General features: G+C 51.7%; 19 protein-coding genes, 1 tRNA gene and 1 other RNA gene. 4 read left to right on the forward strand and 17 right to left on the reverse strand.

Annotation, left to right across the window (positions count from 1 at the left end):
* Positions 1-115: 115 nt before the first annotated feature.
* From dctA to NNO03_RS02620, 3 genes are all read right to left on the reverse strand, one after another.
* Positions 116-1,402: a C4-dicarboxylate transporter DctC gene (gene dctA / locus NNO03_RS02610; protein ID WP_048213643.1), complete on the reverse strand. Its 1,287-nt coding sequence runs from the start codon at positions 1,400-1,402 to the stop codon at positions 116-118.
* Positions 1,403-1,559: 157 nt separating this feature from the next.
* Positions 1,560-3,566 (reverse strand): biofilm formation regulator HmsP, encoded by a 2,007-nt coding sequence (hmsP, locus tag NNO03_RS02615; RefSeq protein WP_271448730.1) that lies wholly within the window; start codon positions 3,564-3,566, stop codon positions 1,560-1,562.
* Positions 3,567-3,792: 226 nt separating this feature from the next.
* On the reverse strand, positions 3,793-3,900 hold the full coding sequence (locus NNO03_RS02620; RefSeq protein ID WP_202037470.1) for a type I toxin-antitoxin system toxin Ldr family protein: 108 nt from the start codon (positions 3,898-3,900) through the stop codon (positions 3,793-3,795).
* A gap of 426 nt (positions 3,901-4,326) precedes the next feature.
* Here NNO03_RS02620 and megL point away from each other — a divergent pair, with 426 nt between their 5' ends.
* Positions 4,327-5,523 carry a methionine gamma-lyase gene (megL, locus tag NNO03_RS02625; protein ID WP_271440395.1) on the forward strand — a complete coding sequence of 399 codons (1,197 nt, stop codon included), beginning with the start codon at positions 4,327-4,329 and terminating at the stop codon, positions 5,521-5,523.
* 117 nt (positions 5,524-5,640) lie between these two features.
* Positions 5,641-6,939, forward strand: coding sequence for a transporter (locus NNO03_RS02630; RefSeq protein ID WP_271440394.1), 1,299 nt, complete (start codon positions 5,641-5,643; stop codon positions 6,937-6,939).
* 33 nt (positions 6,940-6,972) lie between these two features.
* Here the strand turns inward: NNO03_RS02630 and NNO03_RS02635 are convergent, their stop codons facing one another.
* From NNO03_RS02635 to NNO03_RS02695, 13 genes are all read right to left on the reverse strand, one after another.
* On the reverse strand, positions 6,973-8,175 hold the full coding sequence (locus NNO03_RS02635; RefSeq protein WP_202037468.1) for a sigma-54-dependent Fis family transcriptional regulator: 1,203 nt from the start codon (positions 8,173-8,175) through the stop codon (positions 6,973-6,975).
* Positions 8,176-8,351: 176 nt separating this feature from the next.
* Positions 8,352-9,356, reverse strand: a complete 1,005-nt coding sequence (gene dppF / locus NNO03_RS02640) for a dipeptide ABC transporter ATP-binding subunit DppF (RefSeq protein ID WP_043018667.1) — start codon at positions 9,354-9,356, stop codon at positions 8,352-8,354.
* Positions 9,353-10,336, reverse strand: a complete 984-nt coding sequence (dppD, locus tag NNO03_RS02645) for a dipeptide ABC transporter ATP-binding protein (protein WP_137382039.1) — start codon at positions 10,334-10,336, stop codon at positions 9,353-9,355. Before dppD ends, dppF begins: the two co-directional genes overlap by 4 nt.
* A 10-nt stretch (positions 10,337-10,346) precedes the next feature.
* Positions 10,347-11,249 (reverse strand): dipeptide ABC transporter permease DppC, encoded by a 903-nt coding sequence (dppC, locus tag NNO03_RS02650; RefSeq protein ID WP_137382040.1) that lies wholly within the window; start codon positions 11,247-11,249, stop codon positions 10,347-10,349.
* 9 nt (positions 11,250-11,258) lie between these two features.
* Positions 11,259-12,278 carry a dipeptide ABC transporter permease DppB gene (gene dppB / locus NNO03_RS02655; RefSeq protein WP_003827415.1) on the reverse strand — a complete coding sequence of 340 codons (1,020 nt, stop codon included), beginning with the start codon at positions 12,276-12,278 and terminating at the stop codon, positions 11,259-11,261.
* A 167-nt stretch (positions 12,279-12,445) separates the two neighbouring features.
* The gene (gene dppA, locus NNO03_RS02660; RefSeq protein ID WP_271440393.1) at positions 12,446-14,053 is read right to left on the reverse strand and encodes a dipeptide ABC transporter periplasmic-binding protein DppA; all 1,608 of its coding nucleotides are present in this window, start codon (positions 14,051-14,053) and stop codon (positions 12,446-12,448) included.
* The gene (locus NNO03_RS02665; RefSeq protein ID WP_170974355.1) at positions 13,968-14,204 is read right to left on the reverse strand and encodes a hypothetical protein; all 237 of its coding nucleotides are present in this window, start codon (positions 14,202-14,204) and stop codon (positions 13,968-13,970) included. Before NNO03_RS02665 ends, dppA begins: the two co-directional genes overlap by 86 nt.
* Before the next feature lie 212 nt (positions 14,205-14,416).
* On the reverse strand, positions 14,417-14,782 hold the full coding sequence (locus tag NNO03_RS02670; RefSeq protein ID WP_271448731.1) for a hypothetical protein: 366 nt from the start codon (positions 14,780-14,782) through the stop codon (positions 14,417-14,419).
* A gap of 173 nt (positions 14,783-14,955) precedes the next feature.
* A non-coding RNA gene (locus tag NNO03_RS02675) (RtT sRNA) lies at positions 14,956-15,088 on the reverse strand.
* A 33-nt stretch (positions 15,089-15,121) separates the two neighbouring features.
* A tRNA-Pro gene (locus NNO03_RS02680) sits at positions 15,122-15,198 on the reverse strand.
* 90 nt (positions 15,199-15,288) lie between these two features.
* The gene (gene eptB, locus NNO03_RS02685; protein ID WP_271440391.1) at positions 15,289-16,980 is read right to left on the reverse strand and encodes a kdo(2)-lipid A phosphoethanolamine 7''-transferase; all 1,692 of its coding nucleotides are present in this window, start codon (positions 16,978-16,980) and stop codon (positions 15,289-15,291) included.
* A gap of 210 nt (positions 16,981-17,190) precedes the next feature.
* Positions 17,191-18,393, reverse strand: coding sequence for an MFS transporter (locus NNO03_RS02690; RefSeq protein WP_048213653.1), 1,203 nt, complete (start codon positions 18,391-18,393; stop codon positions 17,191-17,193).
* Positions 18,394-18,644: 251 nt separating this feature from the next.
* Positions 18,645-19,346 (reverse strand): autotransporter outer membrane beta-barrel domain-containing protein, encoded by a 702-nt coding sequence (locus tag NNO03_RS02695; RefSeq protein WP_271448732.1) that lies wholly within the window; start codon positions 19,344-19,346, stop codon positions 18,645-18,647.
* Between the two features lie 159 nt (positions 19,347-19,505).
* Between NNO03_RS02695 and tag the strand changes: the two genes are divergently transcribed.
* Both tag and NNO03_RS02705 read left to right on the forward strand, forming a co-directional pair.
* Complete coding sequence (gene tag / locus NNO03_RS02700) at positions 19,506-20,075, forward strand: DNA-3-methyladenine glycosylase I (protein ID WP_137382045.1); 570 nt, start codon at positions 19,506-19,508, stop codon at positions 20,073-20,075.
* Positions 20,065-20,505, forward strand: a complete 441-nt coding sequence (locus NNO03_RS02705; protein WP_137382046.1) for an N-acetyltransferase — start codon at positions 20,065-20,067, stop codon at positions 20,503-20,505. Before tag ends, NNO03_RS02705 begins: the two co-directional genes overlap by 11 nt.
* Here the strand turns inward: NNO03_RS02705 and NNO03_RS02710 are convergent.
* Positions 20,474-22,807: a molybdopterin guanine dinucleotide-containing S/N-oxide reductase gene (locus tag NNO03_RS02710; RefSeq protein ID WP_271448733.1), complete on the reverse strand. Its 2,334-nt coding sequence runs from the start codon at positions 22,805-22,807 to the stop codon at positions 20,474-20,476. The two genes, NNO03_RS02705 and NNO03_RS02710, sit on opposite strands and share 32 nt — an antisense overlap.
* Between the last annotated feature and the right edge of the window lie 34 nt (positions 22,808-22,841).

Here is a 22,841-nt window from a genome sequence, read left to right on the forward strand (position 1 = left end):
TCACGGAAGAAGTGAAAAAATCCCGAAACCGTCGAACAGACAGTTTCAGGCTCAGGGGGTAATTATGCGCAAACGCCCGCAGTCCTGGAAGGGACTACGGGCATAAGTGGCGAGATTAAGAGGATAAATCGTGCGTTTTGCCATCCGGCGCACGATTATTCAGCACATCATCAAGCTTTTTGTGGTCCAGTTCTTTCACCCACTTAGCCACAACGACCGTTGCCACACCGTTACCGACCAGGTTAGTCAGCGCACGCGCTTCAGACATAAAGCGGTCAATACCCAGGATGAGCGCCAGACCCGCTACCGGCAGGTGCCCTACTGCGGAAATCGTCGCTGCCAGCACGATAAAGCCACTTCCAGTCACGCCCGCTGCACCTTTCGAGGAGAGCAGCAGCACCACCAACAGGGTTATCTGATGGAAGATATCCATATGACTATTGGTGGCCTGCGCGATAAACACCGCCGCCATCGTCAGATATATCGATGTTCCATCAAGGTTAAACGAGTAGCCGGTGGGAATAACCAGACCAACGACGGACTTCCGGCAACCCAGCTTTTCCATCTTATCAAGCATACGCGGTAGCGCTGACTCGGAAGAAGAGGTTCCCAAAACGATCAGCAGTTCTTCACGGATATAGCGGATGAACTTAAAGATGCTGAAGCCGGTTGCGCGGGCAATCGAGCCCAGCACCACGACCACAAACAAGATACAAGTGATGTAGAAGCAGATAATCAACTGACCCAGTTGCACCAGCGTTCCGACGCCATACTTACCGATGGTAAAGGCCATGGCACCGAAAGCACCGATCGGCGCAAGGCGCATGATCATGTTGATAATGCCGAAAATAACCTGCGAGAAACTTTCAATTACGTTGAAAATCATCTGGCCTTTGCTGCCCAGACGGTGCAGAGCAAAACCAAACATCACCGCGAACAACAATACCTGCAGGATGTTGCCGCTGGCGAACGCGCCGATGACGCTACCCGGGATAATATCCATCAGGAAGCCCACGATCCCCTGGTCTTTTGCCTGCTCGGCGTAAATCGCTACCGCTTTGGCATCCAGCGTTGCCGGATCGACGTTCATCCCGGCACCAGGTTGCACCACGTTGACGATGATAAGACCAATGATCAGCGCAATCGTACTAACCACTTCAAAATAAAGCAGTGCAACCGCACCTGTGCGGCCTACTGCTTTCATACTTTCCATACCTGCAATGCCGGTAACGACAGTACAGAAGATAACAGGTGCGATGACCATCTTAATGAGCTTAACGAACGCGTCGCCAAGCGGTTTCATTTGGGCGCCTAATTCAGGGTAGTAATGGCCAAGGAGGATACCAATGGCAATTGCTGTCAGGACCTGAAAGTAAAGGCTTTTGAAGATAGAGGTTTTCATAGGGTGTCCTTAAAGTAAAAACCACAGGTCTTGTAAGGTTTTGTTTAACCTGCGGCCTTAAAGTAACACCCACACAACATGACAGAAATGCACCTGGATCATAATTGATACAAATTTGTTAAAAATTTTGAACTGGCTCGCACAAGCGCTACCTTTTTTAACTTTTGTAATCAGCTGATTCCTTCGCTAAATGGCGTTCTTCGAAGATATCTGCCGGAACCGGACGGGCAAACAGGAATCCTTGCGCGACTTCCACCCCTGCCTGTGATAACCAGTCGCGTTGCGCTTCGGTTTCAACGCCTTCCGCAATCATTTGCAAATTGAGACTATGAGCCAGCTGAATAATGGCAGAAATCATACTGCTATCCTCTGGCAGGCCTTCAACAAACATCTTATCGATTTTGAGCACATCAACTGGCAGTGACTTCATGTGCTGCAACTGTCGCAGACCCGCATAGCCCATACCAAAATCATCCAACGCAATGCGTACCCCCGCATTGCGCAGAGGACGCAGGATAGCGACAGCGGCGTTTGGATCATCGATATGCCGGCTTTCGGTAACTTCAAGAATCAAGGTCCCGGGCTTAATGCGATAACGGTTTAACAACTCCAGCAGATCCGACACCATACTAGGGTGCATCAGTTGTAGCGCAGACAGATTCACCGACAGCGGTAACATCAGACCACGTTCCTGCCAGGCTGCAAGTTGGCGACAAGACTCCTCCAGCACCCAATATCCAACCTTCACCATCAGACCACAGGATTCAATCCTGTCGATTAACCCTTCCGGTAATTCCCAGCTTCCGTCTGCCTGCTGCATCCGCAATAAAGCTTCAGCACTCAACATCTTGCCGCTGGCGATCTCTACCTGCGGCTGCATCCACAACGCAAATTGCTGGTGATCAAGCGCGGTCAGAATGTCGTTCTCTTCGGTCAAACGCTGCTGTGCTTCTTCCATTTGTTGCGGATCAAAGAACTGGATCTGGTTTTTACCCTTGCGACGCGAGGTTAACACTGCCGATAGCGCGCGGCTGTATAGCTGTTCCGCCGTCAAATCGCCGTAGTACATCGCCACCCCAATATTGCAGCTCGGGCGTAGCTGGATACCCTGAATAGGCAACCGTTCATTCATGATAGTGAGTACTTGCTGACCTAATGTGATTGCATGCCAGGGTTCCTTCACACCATGCGCAATAATCGCGAAGTCATAGCCGCTCACCTGAGTAAGCACCATTCTGGGTGCCAGCACCGATCTCAGTTTCTCAACCAGCGTTAACAGCAGGATTTCCCGCTGGGTCTCGGTCAATACACCGGCGGTATCACGCAGGGTTTCGCAGGTGACAATCATCAGCGCAGTTGTTTGCGGGCCAGTAACAATCTGCTCAAGTAGTCCCATTAAGAACGTCTTATTTGGCAGTTCAGAGACCGGAAAGCGCATCGAATTGTCGTTCTGCTCTTCACTGTGGCGCAGGACCAGTTGCTGATTCAGGTTGTAGCTACGCACCAGCATCCCAATCTCATCATCCTGATGCATAGGCGGTAATGTCAGTTGATAGCCGATCAGCTCCTGCTGCGGAATATCGTTCAGTTCGCGAGCAATTTTGCGTAACGGGTGCACAATCAGGCGGTTAATACACCAGGAGATGGCTACCGACAGGATTAACGACAAAAGTAAGTAAATGGTCACTAACGTTGAGAGCGTGCTCGTCACGAATTTGTACATGCGGTATGAATCCGCCTGTAACACCAGATACGCCAGCGGCTGTGGGTTGGCGGAGCGCTCAAGAGAATAGACCGGGAGCGAAATCTGCACCGGCAGTTCAAACAGTCGAGTCACCGTAACCGGAACGGGGCGTTCAGGGATAAAGCTCATCCGCAATGCCTGAAACTGGTTGGGCAGTACCACATCCGCGCGACTGACCACGCCAGCGGGCTGGATACGGCTTAAAATCATTTCCGCTTCGGGGATATCCCCCTTCAGGATGGCGGCCGACAGAGGTTCACGAACGGAGCGAGCGATGCTTTCCAGTTGCGTAGCCGTGTTATAGCGGTTCTGCTGGACCAAATGGAACAACAAAACGGTGCAAAAAATAAAAACAAACACCATGACAACGGCCGCAACCATCGCCATCTGCTTAATTGTTAACGAGCGACTGACACGCAAACTGACTCTCCACGGATAGACAAAAACTGCCGTCAGAGTATACCCCATCGTAGCGGTATTAAGAGAGGCGGTATCTGAAAACTTCCCTTTGGGCATTATCGCCGCAGGTTAGAGACATGACGCAGGGATTTACCTGCAATTAAGGCGAAAAAGGCCGCAAAGTTGCCTCTGCGGCCTGGTTCGGGCGCATATTGCCATTACGGCAACCAGACACCCATAAGGAGCATTACTTACTGTTACGTAGCCAGTTCACAATCAGGCTGGCAATAATGCCAGCGATGATCGGCGCTGCCAGATCGTGCCAGAAAGCACTACCCAGTTGCATGAGCGTCATATAGCCGCCTGTGTTGCAATGGCAACTGTTCACGGCTATCCTTGAGTTGTTCAGGTTCAAGTCAGCCCCCGTTTTGTTGCCAGGTTTATACCGAACAACGTGCGGGGGTTTTCTCTTTCCAGCAACCTATGCCGCCGGGGATCAAGCCCCCGCAACATTGCGCCTCACCGGGATATCCCGGCTTGCCGCTGATTCTACGGTAACCCTTTCGCCCTGGCACCCCGGCGCCATCCACTCTGCGTGAAGCCTCGCAATTACGGCGCTACAAATCCGATATGGCTGGAAAGATTGTTGCCAGTTGGCAACTTTCCTGACGCTCCCCTGAAACAAAAATCATCTAATTCATTGATATTTAAATCTTAATTTTCTGGCACAGCAATTGCTATTTGAATGTGAGCTGTTCTGTTCCGAATTAAAGGAGATATCATGTCTGACTGTCGTACTTACGGATTCAATACCCAGATCGTTCACGCGGGACAACAACCCGACCCTTCAACCGGCGCGCTCAGTACGCCTATCTTCCAGACTTCAACGTTTGTTTTTGACAGCGCCGAACAGGGTGCCGCCCGCTTTGCGCTCGAAGAGTCCGGGTACATTTATACCCGTTTGGGTAACCCCACCACCGATGCGCTGGAGAAAAAGCTGGCAGTTCTGGAAAGGGGTGAAGCCGCGCTGGCAACGGCATCCGGCATTTCCGCCATCACCACAACTCTGCTGACGCTGTGTCAACAAGGTGACCATATCGTTTCTGCCAGCGCAATTTATGGTTGTACTCACGCATTTCTGTCGCACAGCATGCCGAAGTTCGGCATTAACGTGAGTTTTGTCGACGCAGCGAAACCGGAAGAAATCCGCGCCGCAATGCGGCCGGAAACTAAAGTTGTGTATATCGAAACGCCCGCCAACCCGACGCTCTCATTGGTCGATATCGAAACAGTGGCGGGCATTGCCCACCAGCAGGGCGCTTTGCTGGTCGTGGATAACACCTTTATGTCGCCATATTGTCAGCAGCCTCTGCAATTGGGCGCAGACATCGTGGTCCACAGTGTAACCAAGTACATTAACGGACACGGTGATGTGATTGGCGGCATCATTGTCGGGAAGCAGGAGTTTATCGACCAGGCGCGGTTTGTCGGTTTGAAGGATATTACCGGTGGCTGTATGAGCCCTTTCAACGCCTGGCTAACCCTACGTGGCGTTAAAACATTGGGCATTCGTATGGAACGTCACTGTGAAAACGCGCTGAAAATTGCCCGTTTCCTGGAAGGACATCCCTCCATTACCCGCGTGTATTATCCAGGTCTGACTTCGCACCCGCAGTATGAGCTGGGCCAACGGCAGATGAGCCTGCCCGGGGGAATTATCAGCTTTGAAATTGCCGGCGGCCTCGATGCTGGCAGACGGATGATCAATTCTGTAGAATTGTGCCTCCTCGCGGTCAGTCTCGGTGATACCGAAACCCTCATTCAGCACCCAGCGTCTATGACACATTCGCCCGTTGCGCCAGAGGAACGGCTTAAAGCAGGTATTACCGACGGACTTATCCGTCTTTCTGTCGGTCTTGAAGATCCAGAAGATATTATTAACGACCTTGAACACGCCATCAGAAAGGCAACATTCTGACCATTACGACCTGAACCGACGATGCTCGGTTCAGGTCGTTGAGAATCAAGGCACAACAGTCTGGCTATACGCGCACTCCTTTTTTGGGGAGAACGGGTATTTTGGGCAGGGGGTTCTATGCAGGACAACACATTACAATTAAGCAACAATACAGCAACCGCCGTACCATTCTCAAAGAAAATACCATTTACAAAATACGATTTTGGCTGGGTATTACTCTGCATCGGCATGGCAATTGGTGCTGGTACAGTTCTGATGCCGGTACAAATTGGCTTAACCGGCATTTGGGTTTTTATTGTCGCCTTTATTATCGCTTACCCGGCAACGTATATTGTGCAGGACATTTATTTAAAAACATTATCCGAAAGTGAAACCTGCAATGACTACACCGATATTATAAGTCATTACCTTGGAAAAAACTGGGGTGTATTTCTCGGTGTGATTTACTTTTTGATGATTATTCATGGAATATTCATCTATTCATTATCCGTTGTTTTTGACAGTGCCTCATATATAAAAACCTTCGGGCTAACCGACACCGACCTTTCGCAATCAATCATCTATAAAGTGGCTATTTTTGCGGTACTGGTCGCCATTGCTTCCGGTGGAGAAAAGCTGCTGTTCAAAATCTCCGGCCCGATGGTGGTGGTAAAAGTCGGCATTATCATTATCTTCGGCTTCGCGATGGTCCCACACTGGAACTTCAGCAATATCAGCGCCTTTCCTGAAGCATCGGTCTTCTTTCGTGACGTTCTGTTGACCATCCCATTCTGCTTCTTCTCTGCGGTGTTTATTCAGGTGCTCAACCCCATGAATATCGCCTACCGCAAACGGGTGGCTGATCGGGTACTGGCAACGCGCATGGCCATTCGTACCCACCGCATCAGCTACATTACGTTGATTGCAGTCATCCTGTTTTTCTCATTCTCATTTACCTTTTCGATTAGCCACGAAGAGGCGGTTTCAGCCTTCGAACAGAATATTTCTGCACTGGCTCTGGCCGCACAGGTCATTCCTGGTCAGATTATTCATATCACCTCCACGATATTGAATATCTTTGCTGTCCTGACCGCATTCTTCGGTATTTACCTGGGCTTCCATGAAGCGATTAAAGGAATTATCCTTAACGTGCTTAGCCGCGTAATTGATGTTGAGAAAATAAACCCACTAGTGCTTACATTGGGTATTTGCACGTTTATCGTTATTACGCTGGTTATTTGGGTTTCGTTCCGCGTCTCAGTGCTGGTATTCTTCCAGTTAGGCAGTCCGCTATATGGAATTGTGTCGTGTATTATTCCGTTTTTCTTGATCTATAAAGTGGCGCAACTGGAAAAACTGCGCGGGCTAAAAACCTGGCTAATCCTGATCTACGGGATTTTGCTGTGCCTGTCGCCACTGTTAAAACTGATTGAATAATCCGATGACAGCGCCGTCAATGTCTGGCGGCGCTTAACTCACGCTCTCAAGCTGGTAACTCCGAATTTTATTCAATACCGTGGTATGCGATACGCCCAGCGCCTTAGCAATATGCCGCGACGACACATTCTCTTCCACCATCTGCTCAATTAACTGACGCTCAGCACACTGGACCTGTTCTTTAAACGGACGTTGGGTGTGGCGCAATTCGCCTGCCGACAGATTCGCCATCCCCAGGTCCTCCCGGGTAATAACATCAGATTCGGCCATCAGCATCAGACGAATAATCGTGTTTTCCAGCTCACGTACGTTCCCCGGCCAGCTGTGCTGGTGCAAAGCGTCAAAACAGGCTTTATCCAGAATAATTCGCCGTTGGAACTCCTTCGCGTATTTCTGCACAAAGTGGCGGATCAGCAGACTGATATCCTGCGGGCGCTCGCGTAACGGTGGAATGGTGAGTGAAAGTACGTTGATGCGGTAATAGAGATCGGCGCGCAGCAGACGTTGCTCCACCATCTCTTCCAGATTCGCGTTAGTCGCCACAATAATACGCGCATTAACCGGAATAGTTTGCGCCCCGCCAACGCGACGGATCCCCCCATCCTGAAGGACACGCAACAATTTGGCCTGTAAGCTCAGCGACATTTCACCAAACTCATCCAGAAAAAGGGTGCCTTTATCAGCCATTTCAAACAGCCCTTTTTTGCCTTTACAGTCCGCGCCACTGAAGGCCCCTTTCTCATAGCCAAAAAATTCACTTTCCATCAGCGATTCGGGAAGCGCTGAACAGTTAACCGGAATAAACGGATAAAAACGCCGTGACCCGGAATTATGGATGGCCCGGGCCAGTAGTTCCTTACCAGTTCCGGTCTCACCACGAACCAAAACGGTATATTTGCTATCCGCGATTCTGATCGCTTTTTCTATCAACAGTTGCATGCTCTGGCTGCTGCAAATAATGTCAGAAAAATAACGCGGACGTTCCGGTTCAGACATCGACAGTTCGCTTATCTCTTCGCACAGATAAGCAACGTTAATAATATCAGCGCGCTGGCTTAAGCAGGATTGTACGCAGGAAATATCCTGCAACTGGCGACACCAGGATTTAATCAGAATGCGTCCAGGCGTAACTTTCATGGAGATGATATTGATATCACAGCAGGAAAATTCCTTCAGGACATCCTCAACCATCGACAGACGATCAATTGTTTTAATATCCCAGCGTATCGTGACCACATTTGCTCCTGGTAGTTAGCAACTGCGAAGTAGATATTTCTGTGACGAAAGCCAACCTGACTACATTCTAGACACTATGGAATAATGTTCTGCCAATGGACTCACATTGTGGGAGTAAAAACGAATTATAAAAAAACCGGAGCACAAGGCTCCGGTTATTGGGTCATAACCCACGTTTATTGCTGCGGATTTTCATCCTGGTCAACGGCAAAGCACGCAACCAGTTGGCCGCCGTAGTCTTTCAGCTGTGGCTGTAGCTGGGTACAAGGACCAAAGCGACGACGGCAACGGGCATTGAACGCACAGCCCGGTGGCGGATTCAGCGGGCTTGGCAGCTCGCCGGTCAGCTTAATGCGCTCGCGGCGGTCATCCGGGTTCAGACGTGGTGTCGCAGAAAGCAGCGCCTGCGTATACGGATGGCGCGGATTATTGAAGATCTGATCCTTGGTGCCCTTCTCCACACAACGGCCCAGGTACATCACCATCACTTCATCCGCAATATGTTCCACTACCGACAGGTCGTGCGAGATAAAGACGTAGGACAGCCCCAGTTCCTGCTGCAGATCCATCATCAGGTTCAACACCTGCGCGCGCACGGATACATCCAGCGCGGAAACGGGTTCGTCGGCAATCACTACGTCCGGGTCAAGCATCAGGCCACGGGCAATCGCAATACGCTGACGCTGACCGCCGGAGAACATATGCGGATAGCGGTCGTAGTGCTCGGTTTTCAGCCCCACTTTCGCCATCATCGCCAGCGCTTTTTCACGGCGCTGCTCTTTGCTGAGCGTGGAGTTGATCAGCAACGGCTCTTCCAGAATCTGCCCCACTTTCTTACGCGGGTTCAGAGAACCGTACGGGTTCTGGAACACAATCTGGATTTTCTGCCGACGCAGCTTCTGCGCCTGCGGGTCGTGCTTCAGCAGATCCTGTCCCTGGTAATACAGTTCACCGCCGGTCGGGACTTCAATCATCGTCAGCAGGCGTCCAAGAGTGGATTTCCCACAACCCGACTCACCGACTACCGCCAATGTTTTACCGCGCTCTAAGGTGAACGAAACACCATCCAGCGCTTTCACCAGGCGTTCCGGGGCGAACATACCCTTCTTCACCGGATAGTGTTTTTTCAGATCAATGGCCTGCAACAGCGGCTGTGGCAAAGCGGCCTTTTGCGTACTCATAGCCCAGGCCTCCCGGCATCATCAAGTGGGTAGTGGCATTTCGACTGACGACCGCCTTCCAGCAGGTTCAGTTCAGGTTCTTCAGCGCGGCATTTGTCGGTTGCATAGGGGCAACGAGGATTCAACAGACAACCGTTCGGGCGGTCATATTTCCCTGGCACCACACCCGGCAACGATGCCAGACGCGCTTTATCCTGAGCAAACTCTGGCAACGCACGCAGCAACGCCTGGGTATATGGATGACGCGGTGCGCGGAAAATGTCGTGCGCCGCTCCGGTTTCCACCACCTGACCGGCATACATCACGATAATTTTATGCGCAGCCTCCGCCACCAGCGCCAGGTCATGAGTGATCAGAACCAGCGCCATATTCTCTTTCTGTTGCAGTTCCAACAGCAGCTCAATGATCTGTGCCTGAATGGTCACGTCCAGCGCCGTTGTCGGTTCGTCAGCAATGAGCAGCTTCGGACGACAGGCGATCGCCATCGCAATCATCACACGTTGGCTCATCCCACCGGACAGCTGGTGCGGATACACATCCAGACGCGAGGCCGGGTCAGGGATACCCACCAGGGTTAGCAGGTCAATTGCCCGCTGAACACGCGTTTTTTTATTTCCGCCCTGGTGCACCTTAATGGCTTCCATGATCTGGTAACCCACGGTATAGCACGGGTTAAGACTGGTCATCGGGTCCTGGAAGATCATTGCCACTTCCGCACCCACCAACTGACGACGCTCTTTCTCAGAGATACGCTTCAGATCGCGACCGTTAAACTCCAGATTTTCGGCCATCACGCGGCCGGGGTAGTCAATCAGCCCCATAATCGCCAGCGAACTGACCGATTTACCGGAGCCGGATTCGCCCACAATACCAACCACTTCGCCCTGGTTCACACTGTAACTAATACGGTCTACGGCGCGGAATTCGGAACCAACGTCGCCGAAGTGCACCGATAATTTATCTACATTTAATAACGCCATCTCGAACCTCTTACTGCTTCAGTTTGGGATCGAGCGCGTCACGCAGACCGTCACCCATCAGGTTAAATGCCAGCACCGTCAGCAGGATCGCCAGACCCGGGAAGGTCACGACCCACCAGGCACTCTGCGCAAACTGCAACACGTCGGAGAGCATGGTTCCCCATTCCGGTGTTGGTGGTTGCGCACCCATACCCAGGAAGCCAAGCGCGGCCATATCGAGAATAGCGTTAGAGAAACCGAGCGACGCCTGAACGATCAGCGGCGCAAGACAGTTAGGAAGAATATTAACGAACATCTGACGCATCGCACCTGCACCCGCTACGCGGGAAGCGGTAACGTAATCGCGGTTCACTTCCACCAGGACTGCGGCACGCGTCAGACGGACATAGTGCGGCAATGCCACGAACGTCAGCGCCAGCGCGGCGTTACCAATAGAAGGACCAAATACGGCAACCAGCACCAGCGCCAGCAACAGGCTCGGCAGCGCCAGCATAATATCGACCACACGCATGATGACGTTATCGACGATACCGCCAAAGTAACCGGCAACCAGACCGAGCACCACGCCCATCAACAGGGACAGTACGACCACCAGGCAGCCAACCAGCAGCGATAAACGCGCACCATACATCAGACGCGACAGCACATCGCGGCCTACATCGTCAGTACCGAACAGATGTGCCATGGTGCCACCTTCCTGCCACGCAGGTGGGGCCAATAGCGTATCGCGGAACTGATCAGCTGGATTGTACGGTGCGAGAACGTTGGCAAAGACCGCAATCAGGATCATCACCACCACATACACCAGCCCGACAACCGCACCTTTGTTGCGTTTAAAATAGTGCCAGAACTCCTGCAACGGGGTCATCGGCACCGGTGCAGCAATAACTTTATTTTCAGTAACCTGTGACATGATGGCCCCTTACTTCTTATGCCGAATACGCGGGTTCACCACGCCGTACAGTAGGTCTACCAGCAGGTTGACGAGAATAATCATCGTCGCCACCAGTAATACCCCGCCCTGCACTACCGGATAATCACGGCGTTGCAGCGCATCAATCAGCCAGCGCCCCAGACCCGGCCACGAGAAGATGGTTTCGGTCAGGATCGCCCCCGCCAGCAGCGTACCGACCTGAAGGCCAATAACGGTCACAACAGGCAGCATGGCGTTGCGCAGAGCATGAATGATGATGACGCGCATACGGGTCAACCCTTTGGCGCGCGCGGTACGAATGTAGTCTTCGCCCAGCACTTCCAACATCGATGAACGGGTCATACGCACAATCACCGCCAGGGGAATGGTGCCAAGCACCATCGCCGGCAGGATCATATGCGCCAGCGCATCAATGAAATTGCCCTCTTCACCCCAGATGGCTGTGTCGATCAGCATAAATCCGGTCAGTGGATTGGAATCATCAAGGAACACCATGTCACTCACTCGACCGGAAACCGGCGTCAGGTTCCACTGCACGGAAACCAACATGATCAGCATCATGCCCCACCAGAAGATAGGCATTGAGTAACCGGTCAGCGCCAGACCAACGGCGGTATGATCAAAAATAGAACCGCGCTTAACGGCAGCAAGTACACCCACCGGGATACCCACTGCGACGGCGAAAATCATCGCGCAGACACCGAGTTCCAGTGTCGCTTTAAAGCGAGGCACGAACTCTTCCCACACCGGTAAACGGCTTTTCAGCGAGATACCTAAGTCACCATGCATAACCCCCCAGATATAGTGGAGGTACTGCTGCCACATCGGTTTATCCAGACCGAGTTCAGCCAGCAATTGAGCGTGACGCTCAGGGGAGATCCCACGTTCACCCGCCATGATCATGACCGGATCGCCGGGGATCATATGGACGAAGGCAAAGGTGAGAAGAGTGATACCGATAAACGTGGGGATGACGAGTCCCAAACGTCGGAGAATGAACTGCAACATAACCCGGATTCTCTCTAATGACGCGCAGCCTGGTGACAGTGCGTCTGTATTGCTCACAAATCTTATCCCACGCAAACTGCATCGCGGGTAAAGCATTACGCCGGATGGCGCTGCGCTTATCCGGCTTACACAATACCGGGGCGCAGCGCTTCCTTAATTGCTTTTAATTATTCGACAGAAACGTTTTCGAAGTGGTGTTTGCCTAATGGATCAACCACATAGCCTTTGACTTCTTTACGCACTGGCTCGTACACGGTGGAGTGAGCAATGATCAGCGCAGGTGCCTGGTCATGCATCACAACCTGAGCCTGTTTGTAGAGCTCAATACGCTTGTTGTGGTCATCGGTTGCACGTGCCGGCTGAATCAGATCTTCAAACGGCTTGTAGCACCAGCGGGAGTAGTTGGAGCCATCTTTCGCCGCAGCACAGCTAAACAGCGTGGCGAAGAAGTTATCCGGATCCCCGTTATCGCCGGTCCAGCCCATCATTACAGCCTGATGTTCACCAGACTTGGCACGCTTGAGGTACTCACCCCATTCGTAGGTAACAATCTTGGCCTGAACACCAATTTTCGCCCAGTCAGCCTGGATCATTTCAGCCATACGGCGCGCGTTCGGGTTATACGGACGCTGTACCGGCATTGCCCACAGTTCAACGGTAAAGCCTTTATCCTGACCGGCTTCTTTCAGCAGTGCTTTCGCTTTCTCAGGATCGTAGTTGTAATCTTTAACGTCGTCGTTATAGCCCCACATGGTCGGCGGGATCAGGTTCTTCGCGGCAACGCCAGCCCCCTGATAAACAGCCTTGATGATCGCTTCTTTGTTTACCGCATAGGTCAACGCCTGACGAACTTTCACGTCATCAAACGGTTTCTTCTCGGTGTTGAAAGAGAGATAACCGACGTTCAGACCAGCCTGCTCCATCAGATTGATATTTTTGTCCTGCTTCATGCGCGCAATGTCCGCCGGGTTCGGATACGGCATCACCTGGCATTCGTTTTTCTGCAGTTTGGCATAACGCACGGAAGCGTCAGGCGTAATGGAGAAGACCAGACGATCAATCTGCGGCTTGGTGCCCCAGAAGCCGTCGAACGCTTTATACAGAATACGAGAATCTTTCTGGTACTGTTGCAGCTGGAACGGACCAGTACCGATTGGGTTCAGGTCAACTTTCTCCGGCGAACCGGCTTTCAGCATGTTGTCCGCATATTCTTTAGAAAGAATAGAGGCGAAGTCCATGGCCAGGTCAGCCAGGAACGGTGCTTCCGGACGGGTCAGTACGAACTGGACAGTTTTATCGTCCACTTTCTTCACTTCACTGATCAGGTCTGGCAGACCCATCCCTTCGAAGTATTCGTAGCTGCCGCCAGAAACTTTATGGTACGGGTTCTGAGCATTTTTCTGACGATCGAAAGAGAACACCACGTCATCAGCGTTGAAATCACGCGTCGGTTTGAAATCTTTGTTGTCCTGCCACTTCACGCCAGGGCGAAGGTGGAAGGTATAGGTTTTACCGTCTTCGCTGATTTCCCACTTCTCAGCAAGACCGGGGATCACTTCAGTTGTACCGGTTTTGAATTCAACCAGGCGGTTATAGATCGGTACGGAGCTGGCATCATAGGTAGTACCAGAGGTGAAAAGCTGTGGGTTAAAGCCTTCAGGAGATCCTTCTGAACAATAAACCAGAGTTTTAGCCTGTACGCTTGCGGCGCAGGTCATGGCCACCAGGCTCAGACCAAGCTTCAGCATCCCTGACTTCTTCAAGGAAATACTCATTCTTCTGCTCCAAATGTGATGTTTGTTGTTTTACCCTTTGCAGTGGGTTTGCACCGCCTGGCCTTTTTTGTTTTTTACCCGGCCGGGTCGGCGTTAAGAGGATGGGGATTCCGTTCACATAAGCGACTGAGTTGCAGTGCGGATTCTCCATGAAATGCCCCTCATGCCCTACAATCTGTCAACAGAATGTGAAAACGTCAATACAGGTAACCGTGATTTACACCAACGGTGAGAATTGGCAAACAAAGATTAAAAAAAGTGCAGGCGGGTATTTTCAGCAGGGAAATTTGTGCTACGCGCACTATGCCAGAATAAATATCTTCATATTCAGAAACATTTGGTGATTAACATTTATGCAAATTATTAAAATTTTCTCAACACATGCTGCATATCTGAGCGATTAATACCATGAACGTTAAAACGCACAGCGGAAAATGCTGGGTTCAGCCATAAGTAACGCAAAAAAAGATTCAAGCAAATATAAAAAAAGGCAATGGAATATGTCACAGAATCGTTAACAGTCAGTGGGAAGTGGTGCACAATTTTTGCAGATAAAATGAAGGTCAAAATAGGGATGGGAAACCGCAAAATACATCCTGTCAGCGCTTGCCTGTAGGCCGGATAAGGTGCTTGCGATGCCAAAACGATGTAATGTTTTGCCTGATGGCGCTGCGTTCGTAGGCCGGATAAGGCGTCTGCGCCGCCATCCGGCGATGCCAAACGCTGCAATGTTTTGCCTGATGGCTCTGTGTTCGTAGGCCGGATAAGGCGTCTACGCCGCCATCCGGCGATGCCGACTCCCGCGCGCTTTAATTGCCTGATGGCGCTGCGCTTATCAGGCCTACAAATCTTTTGGATTCCAGAAAGCAAAAAACCCGCTCAAAGAGCGGGCTTTTCTAATTTGGTCGGTGATAGAGGATGACTCGCCACTACGTGGCTCGCCCTGCGGGCCGTTGCTGGCGCAACGTTCTCTCGCTACGCTCGAGTCGAACCTCTTGCCCCCGGAGGTTCTCATCCTCACGGGCTTCAAATGCAAAAAACCCTGCTCGTTGAGCAGGGTTTTAAATTTGGTCGGTGATAGAGGATTCGAACCTCCGACCCCTTCGTCCCGAACGAAGTGCGCTACCAGGCTGCGCCAATCACCGAATGCGGGGCGCATCTTACTGCTCAGCTGCGCGCCCGTCAATCCCTTAGTATCAAAATGCCATTCGATCGGCGAGAAAGTCAGCAGCCCATTACCGGGCTACAACCTTCTTATCGTCCGGGACATGACACCAGTTGTTATTCTCATTTATACCGCCGTTTGGCGAGGTATATCCAAGGCAACCGAGAATGGTGTCGTACAGTTCAACATGGCGACGCGGAACCTTCATATCAGCCTCCTGCTTAAGGTGGGCGAAGGCTTTCGCATGATCGGGGTCTTCCAGATACTTATCAGACATCCACACCAACATAGGAACGCGGAACTGCTCTGGTGGTGCCATTTTACGTGGCGTACCGTGCAGGTGTTCACGCTCGTTGATCGACTCACCGTGATCGGCAGCATAGAACACGATCGCTTTCTTATCGCGCAGCTGGTCAAACACTTTGGTGATAAAGTGGTCAACATAAGTTACCGAGTTATCAAATGAGTTAATCATCTGCGCTTTCGAACAACCGCTATCAACATTGACACACTCCGGCTTCCACTGGGCGTACTCACGGGTATAGCGCTGCGTGTAGTTAAAGTGTGAGCCTTTGGTATGCAGGATAATCAGGTGCTTACCATTATCGTCCGGTTTGATTGATTGCTGCATCTCAGAAATCAGCAGCATATCGTCAACCGTTTTGCCACGGTTACGCGGCTCAGCGCCAATCTGCTCACGATATGCGATGTTCTCCGCCATCGTGTTGCTGTAGAACCACATCTCACTTTGCATCGCGTAGAGATCGGTATTAAAACCTAGCTGGCTGAGTACGGAAAAGACATTTTGTTCTTTCAGCGTACGCTGCGGGTTTTCCTCTGCTCCGCCTTCACGAACAAACATACAGCGTAGCGAAAGTTTGGTTGCCGTATCACACGAATATCCGCGGAAAGCGGCCAGGTTTTTTTCCTGAGCCAGCCTTGGCGTAGTATTTCTCTCGTAGCCAAAAATACCCATATGATCCCAACGGGTCGTTTCGCCGATAATAAACACGACGTAGGTATCATCAATATTCTTGGGGGCGACGTAGGTAAATTTCTTCGCCGGATTCATCAGCGACTTGTTATCTGAAGACTCATCAACCTGCGCCCAGGCATACAGACCCAGCGCAGACAACCAGTTTGAAGGCAAATATGAATTTGCCACTACGCCACCGTAGCTGGGCAAATCAATACCCGTTTCCCGTTCAACCGATTTCTGCTGTATTCCCAGTAACCGAATCGGCGCCCACACCATCAAGCCAGCCAACAGAACAACGGCCACGCTACGCCATCTCATACCTGGCGTACGTATCTGTTTTAACAGGGTATAGCGGCAGCGATTACTCCAGATAAGCAGCAGCGGTAAGATGCTGACCGAGACCAGCCACACAATAAAATGCCAGCCCACAACTTCCTTTGATAAATCAATATCGGTTGTCATGACCGAGGCAATAATGCCGTAGCCAATTACCACATTCAGGAAGGTCATGTAATAGCTGGCACCAGCGGAACACAGCACCACAAAGGTAGCCAGTACGCGCCAGGCCCGCCGACCAAACAGAGACAGAAGACGAAGTAAAAAGAAGGTAACCAGCACGGTGCCGGCCAATTCAACAACCGCAGAGATTCCTTTCAGCGCGGTAAATTCCTGCACATAGCTGCCAATGCGGCGATAAAAAACTGCGCAGTTCATAAACAGACCGATATAGATCGCAAGCAAGAAGCTAAGCTTTTGCTGCGTCATCGATTTAATGTATCTCATGCAAAAAAACCCTGGGAATCGGGATAAAAACACCCTGTGAAGTGGTCAATCGAACCAAACAGGGAAAAATGCGACAACAGCAGAGATGAAATGTCTACGGGCGCGGCTAAGTAGACCACAGGAGGGGAGAAAAGTGCTTATGGAGAATGCAAACGGCGCATATATTTTTGTAAATATATGCGCCGTGTATAAATCAGACAAAGAGTAAAATCAGGCGTGTGCCTCTGTAAATACACTACGCTGCGGCTGGCGAATGGTCGTGGACAGCGCCAGCGAGATGATTAACAGCGCAAAGATAACGCAGAAGGTCACATAGAAACCGCCGAACAGCGAGGCGATAATTGACCCGCAGATGCTGCCAATCCCGAAGCCCAGGTAGATGACCCCATAGTTTTTCGCGAGGTTATTCAGGCCGAAGAACTCACTCACCAGTGACGGGAAAACCGTAATGGTGCCACCGAAGTTGAAGGCGACACAGGCAATGGCTGCGAAGAATGTCACTTCATTCAGCGGAGCAAAAAGCAGCGCCGCCATACCCACCAGCGAAACAACCTGACCAATGGTGATAACGCGAATACGGGAAATTTTGTCGGACAGAATACCCAGAACCAGACGACCTGACAGGTTCGCGATAGAAATAACAGTTACCGCATTCGCCGCTGTTGCCACATCCATTTTTGCCAGGCTTTGGGCGATATCTTTCGCGACACCAATCACGTAAAGCCCGCTCATGCATGCTGTCAGGAACATCACTGCCAACATCCAGTACTGTGGTTTACGCATGGATTGCGCCAGCGTGTAGTCGTTCTCTACCACGCCATTTACGGCTTTAACTTCCTGGTTTGGCGCATCTTTCATCAGCGTGGAGCCAAAGACAATCATCACCAGTACAATCGCGCCCCAAATCATAAAAGTCTTTTCCAGACCCACTGTGCTCAGCAGTTGGCTGTCGATAAATTTAAAACCGAGGCTACCCAGGCCGTAAGAACCGATCGCAAAAGCGGAAATCAGCCCTTTACGCTCAGGGAACCATTTCACGCAGTTGGACAGGGTTAACAGGTATCCGGCACCGTCAGCCAGGCCAACCAGTACACCGGCACTCAGCCACAGCATAATCAAGCTGTCAGAATGCGCGGTTAAGAAGAAGCCCACACCCAGTAAGATACCGGATGCCATGGTGACGCGTTTCACGCCGAAACGTTCCTGAAGCTTCCCGGCGACGGAAGAAGAGATCGCCAGACCCAGACTCAGCAAACCAAAGGAAAATGCGACCTGACTAACCGGTGCATCGAGTTTTGAAGAGAGTGCGCCATTGAACAGGCTCCAGGTATAAACAGAACCTAATGCAAATTGGGTAATGATGGTGCCGATCAGTGTCAGCCACCGGGTACGCTGATAATCAGAAGTTTTCATGGCAGTCTTCCTGCATAAACAAAATGGGAAATTCTCTGCCGACAACCATACCGAAGTGCTTTTATGACCTGGGGAAAACGGCATGAAATGCCATCAGGACGGAATGAAATGCCTGGATTGCGGAATGAATGACGAGACAAAAAGTCGGGTTACTGAATTTTATTGCCGGAGTTAGTGCACGCTATCGCTGGAATGCGTGTGATTATTGATCCCAATATGTAACACAGATGTTTTAACCAGGCTTTTTTTCGTTAAAATTTGGCACTCACTCCCATGGTGTACAGATAATCGCTGTTATTCGTACTGTTTTCTGCCTGAGAAAGTGCCGCATAGGCAGCCATATGCTGATTCAGCAGCATATCTGCACCGACAGTGACATCGACCCAGTTACCCTCCTGACTCGCCGCCGCCATACGATTGAGGCCCGATTGCGCCTTCCAGATATTCTCGCCAAATTGCTGGTTATAACTGATTTGCGCCCATGGCCGCACATCACCAAACTGCGAGTCGACCCGCCAGCCCAGGGTACTGACGCTGGCATGCCACATCGGATCGGTCAGCGTTAACGAAGTCACACTGTCGCCAAATTCGTTGTAGGTAGATGCGGTTGAACCATCATAATGCAGGGCTGCGACGGGCCCCGTCGTCACCTTACGGGAAAGGGGAAAATTCCAGCCCACACTCATACCGCTGGTCGCATCCAGAGCCGTTTGGTCCGCCAGATTCACTACCGGCCCCGCCACGTTCTGGGTGGAGCGAATACGCTCTTCCAGGATGTCGTTATAACGTGGTTGGTGATCGCTGTCCCATGTATAACGTTCCGACGTATGACCGGACAGCGCATCAACGATATATTCTTGTTGCCAGCCATATGCCGTATTGGCAAACAGCGCACAAACGATGACGTTCGCCAGAATTAACCTCTGACGACCACTACTGTTTCTTATAATCATCAACGCGACTCCAGAAAAGAGCCGAATTCGGCGATATTATTGTCATTGTTTAAAGGATATCGGGCACATGAGGCCCTGTATTAAATATTGTCTTTTTAGCGGGCGCGTCAAGGCGAGCCGAATGAAATTTTTACGCCAGTAAAAACAGCGAGGAAGAGTATGCAACGTTGCGGCTGGGTCAGTCAGGATCCACTATACATTGCCTATCATGACAAGGAATGGGGCGTCCCGGAAACCGATGGTAAAAAGCTGTTCGAAATGATCTGCCTTGAAGGCCAGCAGGCTGGGCTGTCGTGGATAACGGTACTAAAGAAACGGGAAAACTATCGCCAGGCATTCCACCACTTCGATCCTGCAACCGTTGCGGCGATGACCGAAGAGGATGTAGAAAGGCTGGTACTGGATGCCGGTATTATTCGCCATCGAGGAAAGATTCAGGCCATTATCGGCAACGCCCGTGCCTTTTTGGCAATGGAGCAAAACGGTGAGCCGTTTAGCGAGTTCGTCTGGTCATTCGTCGATAACCAACCGCAGTTAACCCGTGCAGCCAGTCTGAGCGATATCCCTACTTCAACGCCGGCTTCTGACGCACTTTCTAAAGCGTTAAAAAAGCGTGGATTTAAGTTTGTTGGCACCACCATCTGTTACTCCTTTATGCAGGCATGCGGTCTGGTCAACGACCATGTCTTCGGCTGCATGTGCTACCCAGGAGAACAACATGATTCGTGAATCCAATGCTGACGATCTGGCACCCATTCTGGCACTGTGGATGGAAAGCACCATTTTTGCCCATCCTTTTATCGAAGAACGCTACTGGCGCGAGAGTGAGCCTATCGTACGTGATGTCTACCTGCCCGCTGCGCAAACCTGGGTGTGGGAAGAAAACGGTGTGCTCAAAGGTTTTGCCAGCGTGATGGAAGAGCGCTTTTTAGGCGCGCTGTTTGTAGAACCTGCCGCCATCAGAAGCGGCATCGGCAAAGCGCTGGTGCAACATGTGCAGCAGCGCTTTTCGTGGCTCAGCCTGGAGGTCTACCAGAAGAATCAATCAGCGGTAAACTTCTACCACGCACTGGGCTTTCGCATTGAAGACAGCGCATGGCAGGAAGAGACTCACCATCCAACCTGGATTATGGGCTGGCAGGTGGATCAAACGCCGTAAGCACCAGGTTCGGCCCACTGTACTTCTCCAGCCACGCCAGCGCGGTATTGCCCGCACAGCCGTTCCCCAGCTTCGAGCTGGGGAGATCTTTGGTCAGCACGTTAACAGCGCCATTTTTACAAATACCGTCGGCGGTAGGGTCCAAATCAGGCCAGGCCCCCTCGTGAATACAGATGACGCCAGGTTTGATCCCTGTCGTCACAACAGCACCCGCCAGGATATGCCCACGGTGGTTCCACACCCTGACCGTATCGCCATCTGCAATCCCCCGCGCTTGCGCATCCTGCGGATGAATCGTCACTGGCTCCCGATCCGCCACCGCATACTGTTCGCGTAACGCACTGTAGTTGAGCTGACTGTGCAAACGGTGAGCCGGATGGGCGGAGAGCACCTGCAGTTGGTCGGGTTCGGCATTGCCGAACCACTCATCGGGCTCCAGCCACATCGGGTGTCCTGCACAATCCGCATAGCCGTAACCTGCAATTTTTGCAGAATAGATTTCAATTTTTCCACTGTCCGTTTTCAGCGGATGCGCCTGTGGATCGCGGCGAAAATCAGCAAAACGGATGAACTGCGTATTTGCGGCGTTTTCCGGCATTTCGATCAGTGCATTCTTTTGCCAGAACTCAGCGAAGGGCGGCAGTGTAACCTGCTGGCTGGCACCACGCTGCGCAGCAATGTCGTAAAAAGTTTCCAGCCACACCAGTTCGCTTTTCCCCTCAGTGAATCGGGTATAACCGCCCTGTTCCCAGCGCTCACTCAGCTCGGCAAAAACATCAAAATCGTTGCGCGCTTCAGCCTGTGGCGGTACGACCTGCTTCATCGGCACCAGATGCTGGTTGCTGTAGTCTCCGGTCATGGTCAAATCGTTACGTTCAAAAGAGGTTGTCGCGGGTAACACGATATCGGCATGCTTCGCCGCAGCGGTCCAGAAACACTCCGAGATAACCACCAGTTCCGGCTTTTGCCAGGCGCGGATCAGACGATTGGTGTCCTGGTGATGCGTGAAGTTTGCGCCCCCGGCCCACCAGAGCATGCGGATGTCCGGGAAATGCCGATCCATACCGTTGTGCTGATAGAAACCGCCGGGATTTTCCAGCGCCTCGACGATACGCGCCACCGGGATTTTATCCACCGCGTCGGTGCCGCCTTTGAGGCTCCCTTGCATCGAAGCCAGTACCGCTGCACGACGCGTCGGGTTCCCACCGTTGGCAAAATGATACGACAGTCCAAATCCGCCGCCGGGCGTGCCAATTTGACCGAGCATGGCGGCCAGCGTGACGATCATCCAGTGTTTCTGCTCGCCATACTGCTGGCGTTGCATGCCCCATCCCGCCATCAGCATGGTGGTATTTTGGTGAAATATCGCCGCAAGTTCGCGTATCTTCGCCGCCGGAATACCACAAATCTCAGCCGCCCATTCTGCCGTTTTCGCTATCCCATCGGATTTACCCAGCAGGTAGTCGGCGAACGAATCATATCCGGTTGTACAACGGGCGAGAAAATCCTCGTCATGCCAGTCGTTTTCCACCAGCGTATACGCGATACCCAGCATCAACGCTACGTCGGTCCCCATATGCGGGGCGATCCATTCCATTTTGTCGCCAAAGAACGCCACACTTTCCGATCGCATTGGATCGATGCAGATCAATCGCTTACCGCTATCGCGCAGCGCTTCAAAGTAAGCAATACCCTGTTCGTCAGAAGCATTCCAGGCAATTTTAAGCGTATTCAGTGGGTTAGCACTCCACAGCACCACCACATCGCTATGCTCCAGCACCATCGGCCAACTGGTCTGCTGCTGGTAAACTTCGTTGCCACCTACCACATACGGCATGATGGCCTGTGCCGCCCCCGTAGAATAATCCCCCAGGTGCCCGGTATAACCCCCCGCCAGCGCCATATAGCGCTGCAGCAGGGTCGCCGCTTTGTGTAATACACCGTTCGACCGCCAGCCGTACGAGCCGGCAAAAATCGAGGCTGGACCGTAACTGTCACGGATGCGTTTATGCTGCGCATCGATAAGATTCAGTGCATCGTCCCAGCTAACACGAACAAACTCATCCTGCCCGCGCACGCCTTGCGGATTATCCGGCGAGGCAAGGAATCCTTTACGCACCATGGGAAAACGTACCCGCGTTTTACTGTGTACTTGATCGCGAACCACGGTTTGCAGCGAGTTGGGATGAGAGGTGGGTAATGCCCCCCGGGATGAAAAAACAGTCTCGCCATCGGTTTCGACAAGAATGGGCCCCCAGTGTGCGGCAGTTAACACCGGGTAATGTGCAGGTGAATTAGCCAAGATGGCGCTCCTGAATGCGATGTGACGGCTTATT

The organism is Citrobacter sp. Igbk 16, from assembly GCF_028069755.1.
Taxonomy (GTDB): domain Bacteria; phylum Pseudomonadota; class Gammaproteobacteria; order Enterobacterales; family Enterobacteriaceae; genus Citrobacter.

What these genes read in the sequence shown, in the direction of transcription:
- dctA (WP_048213643.1), bottom strand. Translation starts at nt 1,402, where the DNA reads ATGAAAACCTCTATCTTCAAAAGCCTTTACTTTCAGGTCCTGACAGCA.
- NNO03_RS02620 (WP_202037470.1), bottom strand. Translation starts at nt 3,900, where the DNA reads ATGACGCTCATGCAACTGGGTAGTGCTTTCTGGCACGATCTGGCAGCG.
- megL (WP_271440395.1), top strand. Translation starts at nt 4,327, where the DNA reads ATGTCTGACTGTCGTACTTACGGATTCAATACCCAGATCGTTCACGCG.
- NNO03_RS02630 (WP_271440394.1), top strand. Translation starts at nt 5,641, where the DNA reads ATGCAGGACAACACATTACAATTAAGCAACAATACAGCAACCGCCGTA.
- dppF (WP_043018667.1), bottom strand. Translation starts at nt 9,356, where the DNA reads ATGAGTACGCAAAAGGCCGCTTTGCCACAGCCGCTGTTGCAGGCCATT.
- dppD (WP_137382039.1), bottom strand. Translation starts at nt 10,336, where the DNA reads ATGGCGTTATTAAATGTAGATAAATTATCGGTGCACTTCGGCGACGTT.
- dppC (WP_137382040.1), bottom strand. Translation starts at nt 11,249, where the DNA reads ATGTCACAGGTTACTGAAAATAAAGTTATTGCTGCACCGGTGCCGATG.
- dppB (WP_003827415.1), bottom strand. Translation starts at nt 12,278, where the DNA reads ATGTTGCAGTTCATTCTCCGACGTTTGGGACTCGTCATCCCCACGTTT.
- dppA (WP_271440393.1), bottom strand. Translation starts at nt 14,053, where the DNA reads ATGAGTATTTCCTTGAAGAAGTCAGGGATGCTGAAGCTTGGTCTGAGC.
- NNO03_RS02665 (WP_170974355.1), bottom strand. Translation starts at nt 14,204, where the DNA reads ATGGAGAATCCGCACTGCAACTCAGTCGCTTATGTGAACGGAATCCCC.
- eptB (WP_271440391.1), bottom strand. Translation starts at nt 16,980, where the DNA reads ATGAGATACATTAAATCGATGACGCAGCAAAAGCTTAGCTTCTTGCTT.
- NNO03_RS02690 (WP_048213653.1), bottom strand. Translation starts at nt 18,393, where the DNA reads ATGAAAACTTCTGATTATCAGCGTACCCGGTGGCTGACACTGATCGGC.
- NNO03_RS02695 (WP_271448732.1), bottom strand. Translation starts at nt 19,346, where the DNA reads ATGATTATAAGAAACAGTAGTGGTCGTCAGAGGTTAATTCTGGCGAAC.
- tag (WP_137382045.1), top strand. Translation starts at nt 19,506, where the DNA reads ATGCAACGTTGCGGCTGGGTCAGTCAGGATCCACTATACATTGCCTAT.
- NNO03_RS02705 (WP_137382046.1), top strand. Translation starts at nt 20,065, where the DNA reads ATGATTCGTGAATCCAATGCTGACGATCTGGCACCCATTCTGGCACTG.